The organism is Geobacillus sp. 47C-IIb, from assembly GCF_014679705.1.
In the GTDB taxonomy this organism is placed as follows: Bacteria; Bacillota; Bacilli; order Bacillales; family Anoxybacillaceae; genus Geobacillus; species Geobacillus thermodenitrificans.
Window position 1 is genome coordinate 2946586 of the sequence record NZ_CP061473.1, and the last position, 13805, is coordinate 2960390.

The following is a 13805-nucleotide window of genomic DNA, read 5'->3' on the forward strand; positions in this document are numbered from 1 at the left end:
GGGGTGTTTCCGGTTTATAATTAGTCGCGTAATGAATAACGGGCCATTGCCGCGGAAAGGAGGGAGCTTGATGGAACAGTCGTTTCGTGTAGAAAAAGCGCTCAATAACAATGTGTTAATCGCTTCCCATCCAGCGTATGGCGAAGTCGTCTTGCTTGGTAAAGGGATCGGCTTCGGCAAAAAAAAGGGGGACGAAATTGCTGAGAGCACTGTAGAAAAATGCTTTGTTCTCAAAAATGAACGTGAACAAGAGCAATACAAAAAACTGCTCCCTGAACTGAGCGAAGAGTTTATCGCCCTCATGAATGAGGTGATTCAACATATTAAGCAGCGTGTCGGCGTGCCATTAAACGAGCACATTCACGTTGCACTGACCGATCATATCGCGTTTACACTAAAGCGACTTGAACAAGGATTAGACGTCAAAAATCCGTTTTTGGTCGAGACGAAAAGTTTGTATCCGCTTGAGTACGAAATCGCGGCTGAAGTCGCCGAGCTGATTGGGGATAAGCTCGGGGTCGCACTGCCGGAAGGAGAAGTGGGCTTCATCACCCTCCATATTCATAGCGCTATTTCAAAACAAAGCTTGGCAGAAGCTAATCAATATTCCCAGCTCATCGCTAAGCTTGTCGAGATTGTCGAACAGCAGCTTGGCGTCGACATCGATCGTGAGAGTATCCACTATTTGCGTTTCGTTCGTCATTTGCGCTACGCGATCGATCGGCTGAAAAAAGGAGAAAAAGTCGAAGAACCAAAAAATTTGTCGAAAATCTTGAAAGAGGCTTACCCGCTATGCTATAATCTAGCATGGAAGTTAGTTAAAGTCATGCAGCAAACGCTTCAACTGCCGGCTGACGACGCCGAGGCAGTCTATTTGACGCTGCATTTGCAGCGGCTGGCGGAAAAAAAGAGTGGCACAACAATATAACATTGTCTCGCTTTACGTGTTACTGATTCGATCAGGCATGAGTAAAGAGAGCGAAACAGGACGGCAACGACCGGAATTTTGTATTCAGGTTGTTGTAAGCGTTCTTTTTGTCTCTCTTTATTCATGCCTTTTTTATTGCCACTGGTTGTCCGAAAAATGATCGCCCGTCTATTTTTCAGTACATGAATCTGCCGTTTGCTGCAAAACTTAAGAAAAGGAAGTTGAAGGAGGTCGTAAGGATGAAACAAGCGTTTGGCACGCTGCAAAGGGTCGGGAAAGCGCTTATGCTCCCGGTGGCGATCCTGCCGGCAGCAGGGATTTTGTTAGCCATCGGTAACGCTTTGAAAAACCCAGCGCTCACCGACAAAATTCCGGCGTTAAAAGCCGACTGGGTTGTGTTAATCTCAAACGTTATGGAACAGGCGGGCGGCATTGTTTTCTCTAACTTGTCGCTCTTGTTTGCCGTCGGTGTAGCGATCGGTCTCGCCGGCGGGGAAGGGGTCGCCGGATTAGCGGCGATCATCGGCTACTTAATTATGAACGTCACAATGAGCGTTGTTTTAAATGTGAACGCCGATATGGTTGGTAACGACCCATCATTTGCCAACATTCTCGGCATTCCGACGCTGCAAACGGGCGTCTTCGGCGGGATTATCGTCGGGATTTTGGCCGCTTATATGTACAATAAATACTTTAACATCGAACTGCCGCAATATCTCGGCTTTTTCGCCGGCAAACGATTCGTGCCGATTGTGACAGCGGCTTCTGCCGTCGTGCTTGGCATTATCATGACGTTTATCTGGCCGCCGATTCAGCACGGATTAAATGCGTTCTCGCACAATATGATTGATACAAACAAAACGGTTGCCGCGTTTATTTTCGGTGTTATCGAACGTGCGTTGATCCCGTTTGGACTCCACCATATTTTTTATTCGCCGTTTTGGTTTGAGTTTGGCGAATATGTAAATAAGGCTGGTCAAATTATACGCGGCGACCAAAAAATCTTTTTCGAGCAGCTGAAAGACGGAGTGGAGCTGACGGCTGGCACGTTTATGACCGGGAAGTTTCCATTCATGATGTTTGGCCTTCCGGCTGCAGCCCTCGCTATTTATCATGAAGCGCGCCCGGAAAACAAAAAAATCGTCGCTGGTATCATGGGCTCAGCAGCGCTGACATCGTTTTTAACTGGGATTACTGAACCGATCGAGTTTTCGTTTTTGTTCGTCGCTCCGGCGCTGTTTGCCATCCATTGCGTTTTTGCCGGGCTATCGTTTATGATCATGCACTTGTTGAACATCAAAATCGGGATGACGTTCTCTGGTGGGGTCATCGACTTCCTGCTGTTCGGTGTTCTGCCGAATCGGACGGCGTGGTGGCTCGTCATTCCGATTGGATTAGCGTTTGCAGTCATTTATTACTTCGGGTTCCGTTTTGCCATTCGCAAATGGAACTTGGCGACGCCAGGACGTGAAAAAACGGGCGATGAAACGCCAAAAGCTGAAGCGGCCACTGGTGATTTGCCGTATGAAGTGCTTGCGGCTCTTGGCGGAAAGGAAAACATCGAACATTTGGATGCATGTATTACGCGCTTACGCGTATCGGTCCGTGACATCGGCCAAGTCAATAAAGACCGGCTGAAAGAGCTCGGCGCTGCTGGTGTGCTCGAAGTCGGCAACAACGTGCAAGCGATCTTCGGCCCGAAATCGGATATCTTAAAAGGACAAATTCATGATATTATGCAAGGAAAAGTGCCGACAAAAGTGAAAGAAGAGCCGAAGGAAGAGACGCCAGCTACGACTCAGGCGGAAGCGGTCGCTTCGCCGCTCGCTGGGGAAATCGTCCCGCTTGCTGATGTACCTGACCAAGTATTTTCGCAAAAAATGATGGGCGATGGTTTCGCCGTCATGCCAACGGATGGCACAGTCGTCTCCCCTGTCGATGGGAACATCATCAACGTGTTTCCGACGAAGCACGCCATTGGCATCAAGTCGGCTGGAGGACATGAAATTTTAATTCACTTCGGCATCGATACGGTGAAACTGAATGGTGAAGGATTTGAAGCGCTCGTCAAAGAAGGCGATGAAGTGAAAAAAGGACAGCCGATTTTGCGTGTTGATCTCGATTATGTGAAAAATAACGCACCATCCATCGTTACACCGGTGATTTTCACGAACTTGCAAGCTGGTCAGGCGGTGCACATCAAAAAGCAAGGCGCAGTCTCCCAAGGTGAAGACGGCGTCGTTGAAATCGGCTAAACCGCTTGTTAATCGTTGGTGCGGGGGGACAAGCATTTTCCGTTGCCTCCCCGCCCGTGTATTTGATATGATGACAAAGAAAAAAATAGTGAAGAAGGGGATTGATGAACGATGGAAAAAACGTTTAAAGTCACTTCAGACTCTGGCATCCATGCCCGCCCGGCGACCATTTTAGTGCAAACAGCCAGCAAATTTAACAGCGAAATTCAACTGGAGTACAACGGAAAAACGGTCAACTTGAAATCGATCATGGGCGTTATGTCGTTAGGCATTCCGAAAGGGGCAACGATTAAAATTACGGCAGAAGGGGCCGATGCAGCAGAGGCGATGGCAGCGTTAACGGATACGTTGGCGAAAGAAGGCCTTGCTCAGTAATGGAAAAAACCATCCATGGAATTGCTGCATCGAGCGGTATCGCCATTGCCAAGGCATACCGCTTAGAAACCCCTCATTTGGCGGCTGAAAAACGGCCGATCACTGACGCTGAGGCGGAAGTGGCGCGGCTCGAGGCGGCGGTCGCCAAGGCGAAAGAAGAGCTTGAGATGATTAAACAGCACGCCTTAGAGAAACTCGGTGAAGACAAAGCCGCCATTTTTGCTGCCCATTTGCTTGTGCTTGATGATCCGGAACTGTTAAACCCGATTAAAGAAAAAATTAAAACGGAACAAGTGAATGCCGAGTATGCGCTTGACGAGACCGCATCGTTTTTCATTTCCATGTTTGAAGGCATGGACAATGAATATATGAAAGAGAGAGCTGCTGACATCCGCGATGTAACGAAGCGAGTTCTCGCCCATTTGCTCGGCGTTGCCATCTCCAACCCAAGCCTGATTTCCGAAGAGGTCGTCATCATTGCTGAAGATTTGACACCATCCGATACGGCGCAGCTGAATCGACAGTATGTCAAAGGATTTGCGACCGACATCGGTGGACGGACATCGCACTCGGCCATTATGGCCCGCTCGCTCGAAATTCCGGCTGTCGTCGGCACGAAGACGGTAACAGCGGAAGTGAAAAACGGCGACATTGTCGTCATCGACGGGCTTGATGGACAAGTCGTTGTCAATCCGTCGCCGGAGCTGCTCGCTCATTATGAAGAAAAGCAAGCCCGCTATGAAGCGCAAAAAGCGGAATGGGCAAAACTCGTTCATGAGCCGACAGTGACGGCTGACGGTGTACATGTCGAGCTGGCAGCCAACATTGGCACACCGGACGATGTAAAAGGGGTGCTTGCTAACGGGGCGGAAGGCATCGGTTTGTACCGGACGGAGTTTTTATATATGGGCCGCCCGGAACTGCCGACAGAGGAAGAGCAGTTCGTCGCCTACAAAACGGTGCTTGAGCAAATGAAGGGCAAGCCGGTCGTCGTCCGCACGCTTGACATCGGCGGTGATAAAGAGCTACCATATTTAAACTTGCCGAAAGAAATGAACCCGTTTTTAGGGTTCCGTGCGATCCGTCTTTGCTTGGAAATGCAGGAGATGTTCCGCACTCAGCTGCGTGCCCTGCTGCGGGCGAGCGTGCATGGCAATTTGAAAATTATGTTTCCGATGATTGCCACGCTCGACGAATTCCGTCAGGCGAAAGCGATTTTGCTCGAAGAAAAAGAGGCGCTCCTGCGTCAAGGCACGCCAGTCGCCGATGACATTGAAGTCGGCATGATGGTCGAGATTCCGGCTGCTGCCGTTATGGCGGATCAGTTTGCAAAAGAAGTGGATTTCTTCAGCATTGGCACGAACGACTTAATCCAATATACGATGGCCGCCGACCGAATGAATGAGCGTGTCTCGTATTTGTATCAACCGTACAATCCGGCCATTTTGCGGCTTATCAGCCATGTGATTGATGCTGCCCACCGCGAAGGAAAATGGGTCGGTATGTGCGGGGAAATGGCTGGCGACCCGATTGCAATTCCGATTTTGCTTGCCCTCGGACTTGACGAGTTCAGCATGAGCGCCACCTCGATTTTACCGGCGCGCGCTCAGCTGAAACAGCTGTCAAAAGAAGAGGCAACTCGCATCAAAGAGAAGGTTCTGTCGCTCGGAACAGCCGAGGACGTTGTGGCCTTTGTCAAACAAACATTTTCTCTTGCTTAAATGAAGGCGTGGCAACGTTTGTGTTGCCGCGCTTTTTCGTGTTGCTTTATGCCAACAACGGGGCAGATGTTTCGTAGCCATAGCGTTGCCTGATGGTGAGGGAAAGGCCGATGGCGATGACTTTCGCCATTTGATAAACAATGTGTAAATTCGTATACGGAAGTGCGCTCACATCAGCCGTGTCCTCTATCATGACCCCCATGATGCTGATGTCGCCGATACGCGGCAGCGATTTACCAAGCGCCGTTCCGGGAGCGAGCGCGCCGGGGAGAATGGCGATCGTATGTACAAACGGACGTGGGCCAACAATGCTGTCAATGGCCAATATGTAGGAATCATCTTTGTTTTGCAACTGTTGGTGCACCTGACGGATGTTCGTCGCATCGACTGGCTGCTGCAGTGTACCGATCACTGTCAAATGATCCGGATAAGCATTTTCAAGCAGCGTGCCAACAAACGGACCTAAACTGTCCCCGTTAATGCGGTTGCTGCCGATGCAAACAACGGTCAGATGGCGGACATGCGCCGGTAGCAGAGAAAAGAGCTCATTGCGAATAAGTAAAGGAGCGAGCGGATCGTTGTAGAAAATCGGTTTCATCGATGACGATTCCTTTCTATCTATGTTCTCCTTTTCTTATTCGCGGCCGCTGCCAGTGACTCCTTTCTTTTCATAATTGTAAATTTTTTACAATTTTACTTAAATGGGTGTTCTATTTCATGAACATCGCATGATTGAGGGGGTTTTTCATCTTCTAAATCATTGCAAACCATTGCAAGCGGTGTACGTCCGCAGCAAAGCAAAAACGTAATGGATTGAATCTTTTAGCTTACTGACGATTCCTTTGTTCCTCCATTCTTCTAGGAGCAGTTCGTTTATATGGTTGATGTAATCAGGCATCCATCTGCCTCCAAGGCGAATGACAACTTCATCCATCGATTGCATGAGCCACTTAACGCGGGCCCAGCTTCCAGTACGGTAGGGAAATCCAATGTCAATGACAGAAAACGTATTGCCGTTAGGATGATGGTCGTGAATATCACCTCCGTCGGTCATTTCTTACCATAAATCATTAGCATGGCTAGGATCGAAGTCGAGGATGGGTCCGGTCATCGCTCCGATAAAACGGTTCTTGTATATACCGCTCCTCCTTGCTTTCGTTATGCCCCATCATAATCTGAACGCTAGAAAAAACGCCAAGAAAAGAAAACAGCCGCTGTTAGCGGCTGTGGGCATGTTGTTCAACGTATTTGCTGACCAACGCTTCGATTTGTTGTTCATCCGGCTTTTCGCCGTGAAATGGAAACACAATTTCCTCAATAAATTCACCGTCACGGTAAACATGAAGCGCTCCTTTTTGCAACAGGACACTATATTCAATTTCGAATACATAGCCTTCATGTTCGATTGCCCCCATCGCTGTTCACCTGCCTATTTTTATTGTTCCGCCTGCCGCCTCTTGCTATGTATGAATTAAGAAGCTAATCCTATGGACGGAGGACTATCGTCCTTTTATAATGGAATGTAGTTCAATAAAATGTAGTTCGATGAAACCAGGGGACAGAGGGGAGAAGTAGGGAGTGTTTCGAACATTACGCAGCAAGTTAATTGTTTTGATGGCGCTATTATTGATTCTTTCGTTGGCGGCCACGCAGTTCGTCGGCATGATGCAAATGAGGAAACTCGTTGACGCTGATGTCAAGCAACGAGCACAGTCGGCACTCGACGGGTTGCTCGGCGATATTCGTACGAGCTTTCAAAGCGAGGAGAACAGCTTAGTACAGTTTAGTGAATCGCCGTCAGCTATGCAAATGATTCAAGATGAAAAAGCATGGTTGCAGCTTGAAAAGCAGTTCCGTACGTTTTTGCGCATTCATAAAAATGTGCAGTACATCTATATCGGCACGGAGCAGAAGAAAATGTACATTACGCCGACGGCGGAGTTTCCGGACGGATACGATCCGACAAGCCGCCCGTGGTATAAAGAAGCGATGGAACGCCCGGACCAAGTCGTGTGGACAGAGCCGTACGTCGATGCCATTACAGGTAAACATGTCGTGACATTGGCTAAGGCAGTGAGTGAAAATGGCCGCGTTTCTGCTGTCATCGGTATTGATATGTCGCTCGATACGGTGACGAGAATGGTCAACGCGAGCGATGTCGGTTATCACGGCTACCCGGTGTTGTTTGATTCAAAAGGAATGGCGATCGTCCATCCAGAGCATAAAGGGAAAAATATGGCGAAAAACGCGACTGTTCGCTATATGCTTGAACGTGAAAAAGGAATGTGGCAATACGAGGAAGATGGCGAACAACGGGTCATATATTTCACAACGATTCCAGAGCTTGGATGGAAAGTCGGCGCTGTTTATAAGAAAGCGGACTTATCAGCGATGAGCCGTTCAGTTGGGATGAACATGCTCGTCATTACAGTGATCGCGCTGATTGTAGCATTTGTCGCTGTTTACTTTTTAGCGCGTTCGATTACGAAACCGATTGTCGTCTTGCAAGAGCAGGTCGAAAAGGCGGCGTCTGGTGATTTGACGGTGCAGGCGCGTGTGACAGCAAAAGATGAGATTGGTCGCCTCGCTCGCCATTTCAACGACATGATCGAGCATATGCGCGTGCTGATCGGTGAAGTGAACCGATCGGTAAATGAATTAGCGGCTTCAGCTGACCATTTAAGCGCCGTCTCCGAAGAAACGATGGCAACGAGCGAACAAGTGGCGAAAGCGATCGGTGAGATTGCGAAAGGGACGACCGATCAAGCTGGAAGCCTTGATACGATCAATGAGCAGACGTCAGCGTTGTCACAGCAAATTGAATCGGTCACAAGTGCGACAGTTGGCATGGAATCATTGTCGGATGACACGAAAACGGCCAGTTATGATGGGTTGGAGCATTTAAATATCTTGCAGCTGAAATCGGAGGAAGCGAAACAAGAGCTGTCCGCAGTAGAAAACGTCATTAACGATCTAGTGAAAAAAATGGATGAAATTGATGGGGTTATCCAAACAATTACCGCCATTTCCGGACAGACGAACTTGCTTGCGTTAAACGCCAGCATTGAGGCGGCGCGCGCCGGCGAGCATGGCAAAGGATTTGCCGTTGTCGCTGACGAGGTGCGCAAACTGGCGGAACAATCAGCAAAAGCGACAGAAATGATCCATGCGACCATTGCGGCCATTCAGCAGCAAGCGGCATTGGCGATCGAGGCCGTCGGCCGTTCCAAACAGGCGTACAACAAACAGCGGGAAGCGGTGCATACGACCGGTGATTTGTTCGTAAAAATCACTAGCATGATGGAACAATTGACAGACGCGCTCGCTGCTGTGATGGAAGAAGCAAAGCGGATGAACAGAAGCAAAGATGACGTGGTCGGCGCGATGCAAAACATTGCCGCCATCGCCCAACAGTCAGCGGCAGCGGCAGAAGAAGTGGCTGCTTCGGCCGATGACCAGTTGCAGGCGCTGGCGACGGTGACCGAATCGGCAGGATCGTTAAACGAGATGAGCCAGCAATTGAAGCAGCTCGTGGAAAAATTCAAGCTCTCGTAAGAAAGCGCAGCTTTTGTTCGGCTGCGCTTTTCCATTGGTGCCGACGGGCTGTAGCTGGTAGTTGGACCGCCTCTCAAGCAGCAGGAGGCGGCGTTGCCTGTAGGTCATAGCCATGTTCCCATCAATTTGTTAACAATATATTTTCTATTCATACTATTCATATAATGATAATGAGTGGAATTTTTTTAAGTTTCTGCGTCGATTTTAGTGAATAATAGTGCTAAAATAAACAGTGAAAACGTTTATATAGTTATTTTGTTGTCCATTCGGGAATAATGGTAGCCAATGGGGACGCGGCGTCTTGATAACCGCTGTCCGCTTGACCCGAGGGACACGAAAATTAGTTGGAGGTTTTTTCACGATGGCAAAACAGACGAACTACGCTCAACCGTGGAGCCAGTTTTACGGGCCGAACCTCGGCTATGTCATCGAAATGTATGAGCAGTACCTCGATGACCCAGACAGCGTCGACCCGGAACTAAAACAACTGTTTGAACAGTGGGGAGCGCCGGTCGTCGAGGAACCGGTTTCTCCTGCGGATCCCGAAGCGACGCAGACGCATCAAACGTTCCGGCTGCCTGAGACACCAACTGTATTTAGCAAACTTGTCGCCGCCGTCAAACTGGCGGACAGCATTCGCCATTATGGCCATCTGGCCGCCGATACGAACCCAATCGTTAAAAAGGAGAAAAAGTTGCGCCGTCTCGAACTAGATGAGTATGATTTGACAGAAGAAGATTTAAAGCGCATTCCGGTCGCATTTCTTTGTCCACATGCGCCGGCGCACGTTAAAAACGGTTGGGATGCCATTTTGCACTTGCGTAAAATCTATACAGATAAAATCGCCTTTGAATTCTCGCAAGTACATAATTTAGAGGAAAGGAACTGGCTCATCCAGCAAATCGAGTCTGGAGCGTACTATCCGAGCTTGGCGAACAAAGAGCGGGTCGCTTTGCTGCGTCGCCTGACGGAAGTAGAGGGGTTTGAAAAGTTCATTCATCGGACATATGTCGGGCAAAAGCGGTTTTCGATTGAGGGTCTTGACTCCATGGTACCGCTTCTCGATGAACTTGTCCGTCAAGCGATTGAGCATGAGATTGATGCTGTCAACATCGGCATGGCGCACCGCGGCCGGCTAAACGTGCTCGCCCATGTGCTCGGTAAGCCGTATGAAATGATTTTCGCTGAGTTTCAGCATGCAGAAAGCAAAAACTTTATTCCGTCCGAAGGGGCGGTGGCCATCACCTACGGCTGGACGGGTGACGTGAAATACCATTTGGGAGCGGCGCGCCGTCTGCGCAATAAAAGCGCGCATACGATGCGAATTACGCTCGCCAACAACCCGAGCCATCTTGAAGTTGTGAATCCGGTCGTGCTCGGCTACACGCGCGCTGCACAAGAAGACCGGACGAAGCCAGGCGTGCCGGAGCAAAAGGTAGACGCCTCGTTTGCTATTTTAATTCATGGCGATGCTGCCTTCCCGGGGCAAGGTGTTGTGGCTGAGACGCTCAACTTAAGCCAGTTGCGCGGCTATACGACCGGCGGGGCAATTCATATTATCGCCAACAACATGATCGGCTTTACGACGGAAAGTTACGATTCCCGTTCGACAACGTATGCTTCCGATATGGCGAAAGGGTTTGAGGTGCCGATTGTGCACGTCAACGCCGATGATCCGGAGGCTTGTTTAGCAGCGGCAAGCTTGGCGTTTGCATATCGCCAGCGATTTAAAAAAGATTTTGTTATCGACTTGATCGGTTATCGCCGCTTCGGCCATAACGAGATGGATGAGCCGATGGCGACGAATCCGCTCATGTATAGCATCATTCACCAGCATCCGACCGTGCGGCAGCTGTATGCGCAAAAATTGATTGATAAGGGCATCATCGCTGAGCGGGAAGTCGAAGAAATGGAGCAGGAAGTGGCCGAACGGTTGAAAATTGCCTATGAGCGGGTGCCGAAAAACGAAGAGGAACTCGATTTCATTATGGATCCACCGAAACCGGTCGTCGACCGGCTGCCGGAAGTAAAAACAGGTGTGGCAAAAGACGTGCTTCACCGCATCAATGAGGAGCTACTCGAGTTCCCGGCTGACTTCCATGTCTTTAACAAGCTTGAGCGCATCTTAAAACGACGCAGCAATGTATTTGCGCAAAACGGCAAAATCGACTGGGCGCATGCGGAAACGTTGGCGTTTGCCACGATTTTGCAAGACGGCGTGCCGATCCGCCTCACCGGCCAAGATTCGCAGCGCGGCACGTTTGCCCAACGCCATTTAGTGCTGCACGACGTGAAAACTGGAAAAGAGTATGTTCCGCTTCATCATATCAGCGGTGCAAAAGCTTCGTTTGTCGTTTACAACAGCCCATTGACTGAAGCGGCCGTGCTCGGTTATGAATACGGATACAACGTGTACGCACCGGAAACACTTGTGCTTTGGGAAGCGCAGTTCGGCGATTTTGCGAATATGGCGCAAGTGATGTTTGACCAGTTTATCTCGTCCGGCCGGGCGAAATGGGGACAAAAATCTGGGCTCGTTATGCTCTTGCCGCACGGTTATGAAGGGCAAGGGCCGGAACATTCCAGCGGCCGTATCGAGCGGTTTTTACAGTTGGCGGCAGAAAACAACTGGACGGTCGCCAACTTATCGACGGCGGCGCAGTATTTCCATATTTTGCGCCGGCAAGCGGCGTTGCTGAAAAAAGAAGAAGTGCGCCCGCTCGTCCTAATGACACCGAAAAGCTTGCTCCGTCATCCGCTTGCATCATCCGAAGCTGAAGCGCTTGTTCAAGGTGCATTCTCACCGGTGCTCGAACAGCCAGGATTGGGCGCTGACGCCAGCAAGGTCGAGCGGATCGTGTTTGGTACTGGCAAATTGATGATTGATTTAGCGGAACAAATCGGCAAAATGGATGGGCTTGATTGGCTGCACGTCGTCCGTGTCGAAGAGCTGTATCCGTTTCCAGAAGAAGCCGTGCAAGCTATTATCGCCCGCTATCCGAATGTAAAAGAGCTTGTTTGGGTACAAGAGGAACCGAAAAACATGGGCGCTTGGATGTATATGGAACCGCGCCTGCGAGCCATCGCTCCAGAGGGCGTCGATGTCAGCTATATCGGGCGACGTCGGCGAGCGAGCCCGGCAGAGGGCGATCCGGTCGTCCATCGGAAAGAACAGGAGCGCATTATCCGCTGTGCATTAACGAAACATGAATGATGACTAACGGAATATTTGAGGAGGGCATCAACGTGGCTGAGATCAAAGTCCCAGAACTAGCAGAGTCCATCACCGAAGGTACGATCGCTCAATGGCTGAAAAAGCCGGGCGACTATGTGGAAAAAGGTGAATCGGTTTGTGAGTTAGAAACAGATAAAGTGAACGTCGAAATTATGGCCGAAGAGTCGGGAGTTTTGCAGCAATTGTTGGCGAACGAAGGTGACACGGTCGCTGTCGGCCAAGCGATCGCCATTATCGGCGAGGGGGCGGCTTCGGCACCGACTGCTGCTCCGCAGGCTGCGCAGCCAACTGACGAAACACCAACCGTGCCGGCTGACCGCGCCGAGCAACAAGCACCGCAACCGGTCGCTGTCGCCCAAGCACCGGGCCAACGTCCAGTCGCTTCGCCGGCCGCTCGAAAAATGGCGCGTGAGAAAGGGATTGATTTGACGCAAGTGCCGACCGTTGATCCGCTTGGACGCGTCCGCAAGCAAGACGTGGCTTCATTTGCCGCTCAACCAGCAGCTGGTTCACAAGCAGCGCCGCAACCGGCTCCAACGGCTGCGCCGGTTTCTGCGCCAACACAGGCTTCTGCGCCGTCAGCGGAAAGCGGCAAGCTGGTCATCCGTGAAAAAATGTCGCGCCGCCGGCAAACGATCGCCAAGCGATTGCTTGAAGTTTCGCAATCGACTGCGATGTTGACGACGTTCAATGAAATCGACATGTCAGCCGTTATGGAATTGCGCAAGCGGAAAAAAGACAAGTTTTTAGAAGAGCATGACGTCCGCCTTGGCTTTATGTCGTTTTTCGTCAAAGCGACGGTGGCAGCGCTGAAAAAATATCCATACGTCAACGCGGAAATTCAAGGCGATGAAATTTTGCTGAAAAAATATTACGACATCGGCGTGGCTGTTTCGACCGATGAAGGGCTTGTTGTCCCGGTTGTGCGTGACTGTGACCGGAAAAACTTCGCTGAAATTGAGCGAGACATCGCTGAATTAGCGGCGAAAGCGCGCAGCAACAAACTGTCGCTTGCCGATTTGCAAGGCGGTACGTTTACAATCACCAACGGCGGTGTATTCGGCTCGCTTCTTTCGACTCCGCTCTTGAACGGGCCGCAAGTTGGTATTTTAGGGATGCATTCGATCAAACTGCGTCCGGTAGCTATTGATGAGGAGCGGATTGAAAACCGGCCGATGATGTATGTCGCTCTGTCGTACGATCACCGCATCATTGATGGCAAAGAAGCAGTTGGGTTCTTAAAAACAGTGAAAGACTTGATCGAAAATCCAGAAGATTTATTGCTTGAAAGTTAATGCGGAAAAAGGAGCCTGCAGCATGCAGGCTCCACGTTTTTTATCGTCTAAATGGCACGTTGTACCGAATGAACTTTCCTGTTTTACGGAAAACTACCGTCAAAAAGGAGAGAAGCATATGCCAGAGCGTGGACGAAACGACCACCCGCATGAGTTTCACCAAGATGGTGCCCGCGAAAGCATCATCAATGATGCGACTGCCTATGGTGCCAAGGCAATCGGGGTGCGAAGTGATGCAGACCCTCTGCGGGAGGCCAACCCTGGTCCGTTCCATGTTGACCACCTTGAAGTGGAAGAAGGAATGAAGCGATTTCGGGCGTTAATGGAAGGGAAAAAAGTGATTCGCTAGGCGAATCGCTTTTTTCATGAATCAGTCAAGAAGGAAAATGGCGAACAAACGCGAATACTGTTATTTGTTATGACTATTTTTCCGGGGGGATT

The 13805-nt window shown here is 50.0% G+C and carries 11 protein-coding genes; 8 read left to right on the forward strand and 3 right to left on the reverse strand.

From position 1 onward, the window contains the following. The first annotated feature begins 70 nt into the window (after positions 1 to 70). From glcT to ptsP, 4 genes are all read left to right on the forward strand, one after another. The gene (gene glcT / locus IC804_RS14905) at positions 71 to 928 is read left to right on the forward strand and encodes a glucose PTS transporter transcription antiterminator GlcT (protein ID WP_008878798.1); all 858 of its coding nucleotides are present in this window, start codon (positions 71 to 73) and stop codon (positions 926 to 928) included. 239 nt (positions 929 to 1167) lie between these two features. Then, positions 1168 to 3183, forward strand: coding sequence for a glucose-specific PTS transporter subunit IIBC (gene ptsG / locus IC804_RS14910; protein ID WP_081157281.1), 2016 nt, complete (start codon positions 1168 to 1170; stop codon positions 3181 to 3183). Positions 3184 to 3294: 111 nt separating this feature from the next. Continuing rightward, positions 3295 to 3558 carry a phosphocarrier protein HPr gene (locus tag IC804_RS14915; RefSeq protein WP_008878796.1) on the forward strand — a complete coding sequence of 88 codons (264 nt, stop codon included), beginning with the start codon at positions 3295 to 3297 and terminating at the stop codon, positions 3556 to 3558. Further along, positions 3558 to 5279 carry a phosphoenolpyruvate--protein phosphotransferase gene (ptsP, locus tag IC804_RS14920; RefSeq protein WP_008878795.1) on the forward strand — a complete coding sequence of 574 codons (1722 nt, stop codon included), beginning with the start codon at positions 3558 to 3560 and terminating at the stop codon, positions 5277 to 5279. Before IC804_RS14915 ends, ptsP begins: the two co-directional genes overlap by 1 nt. Before the next feature lie 46 nt (positions 5280 to 5325). Here the strand turns inward: ptsP and yyaC are convergent, their stop codons facing one another. The 3 genes from yyaC to IC804_RS14935 form a co-directional block, all read right to left on the reverse strand. Next, positions 5326 to 5877 carry a spore protease YyaC gene (gene yyaC, locus IC804_RS14925; RefSeq protein WP_008878794.1) on the reverse strand — a complete coding sequence of 184 codons (552 nt, stop codon included), beginning with the start codon at positions 5875 to 5877 and terminating at the stop codon, positions 5326 to 5328. Positions 5878 to 6036: 159 nt separating this feature from the next. Beyond that, positions 6037 to 6333, reverse strand: a complete 297-nt coding sequence (locus tag IC804_RS14930; RefSeq protein WP_008878793.1) for a hypothetical protein — start codon at positions 6331 to 6333, stop codon at positions 6037 to 6039. Positions 6334 to 6496: 163 nt separating this feature from the next. Then, positions 6497 to 6694, reverse strand: a complete 198-nt coding sequence (locus IC804_RS14935) for a YbxH family protein (RefSeq protein ID WP_008878792.1) — start codon at positions 6692 to 6694, stop codon at positions 6497 to 6499. Between the two features lie 163 nt (positions 6695 to 6857). On the opposite strand from IC804_RS14935, the gene IC804_RS14940 reads away from it, so the two are divergent. The 4 genes from IC804_RS14940 to IC804_RS14955 all read left to right on the forward strand — a co-directional run bounded on the left by IC804_RS14940 (position 6858) and on the right by IC804_RS14955 (position 13713). After that, positions 6858 to 8834, forward strand: a complete 1977-nt coding sequence (locus IC804_RS14940) for a methyl-accepting chemotaxis protein (RefSeq protein ID WP_008878791.1) — start codon at positions 6858 to 6860, stop codon at positions 8832 to 8834. 361 nt (positions 8835 to 9195) lie between these two features. Next, positions 9196 to 12048: a 2-oxoglutarate dehydrogenase E1 component gene (locus IC804_RS14945; RefSeq protein ID WP_081157280.1), complete on the forward strand. Its 2853-nt coding sequence runs from the start codon at positions 9196 to 9198 to the stop codon at positions 12046 to 12048. Positions 12049 to 12080: 32 nt separating this feature from the next. Beyond that, positions 12081 to 13364 carry a 2-oxoglutarate dehydrogenase complex dihydrolipoyllysine-residue succinyltransferase gene (odhB, locus tag IC804_RS14950; RefSeq protein WP_029760382.1) on the forward strand — a complete coding sequence of 428 codons (1284 nt, stop codon included), beginning with the start codon at positions 12081 to 12083 and terminating at the stop codon, positions 13362 to 13364. Between the two features lie 118 nt (positions 13365 to 13482). Next, on the forward strand, positions 13483 to 13713 hold the full coding sequence (locus IC804_RS14955) for a hypothetical protein (RefSeq protein WP_172825302.1): 231 nt from the start codon (positions 13483 to 13485) through the stop codon (positions 13711 to 13713). The last annotated feature ends 92 nt before the right edge of the window (positions 13714 to 13805 follow it).

Bases quoted from the DNA above. Each gene is read 5' to 3' on its own strand.
- IC804_RS14935 (WP_008878792.1), bottom strand. From the start codon at position 6,694: ATGGGGGCAATCGAACATGAAGGCTATGTATTCGAAATTGAATATAGT.
- ptsP (WP_008878795.1), top strand. From the start codon at position 3,558: ATGGAAAAAACCATCCATGGAATTGCTGCATCGAGCGGTATCGCCATT.
- IC804_RS14955 (WP_172825302.1), top strand. From the start codon at position 13,483: ATGCCAGAGCGTGGACGAAACGACCACCCGCATGAGTTTCACCAAGAT.
- yyaC (WP_008878794.1), bottom strand. From the start codon at position 5,877: ATGAAACCGATTTTCTACAACGATCCGCTCGCTCCTTTACTTATTCGC.
- IC804_RS14945 (WP_081157280.1), top strand. From the start codon at position 9,196: ATGGCAAAACAGACGAACTACGCTCAACCGTGGAGCCAGTTTTACGGG.
- glcT (WP_008878798.1), top strand. From the start codon at position 71: ATGGAACAGTCGTTTCGTGTAGAAAAAGCGCTCAATAACAATGTGTTA.
- IC804_RS14915 (WP_008878796.1), top strand. From the start codon at position 3,295: ATGGAAAAAACGTTTAAAGTCACTTCAGACTCTGGCATCCATGCCCGC.
- IC804_RS14930 (WP_008878793.1), bottom strand. From the start codon at position 6,333: ATGACCGACGGAGGTGATATTCACGACCATCATCCTAACGGCAATACG.
- ptsG (WP_081157281.1), top strand. From the start codon at position 1,168: ATGAAACAAGCGTTTGGCACGCTGCAAAGGGTCGGGAAAGCGCTTATG.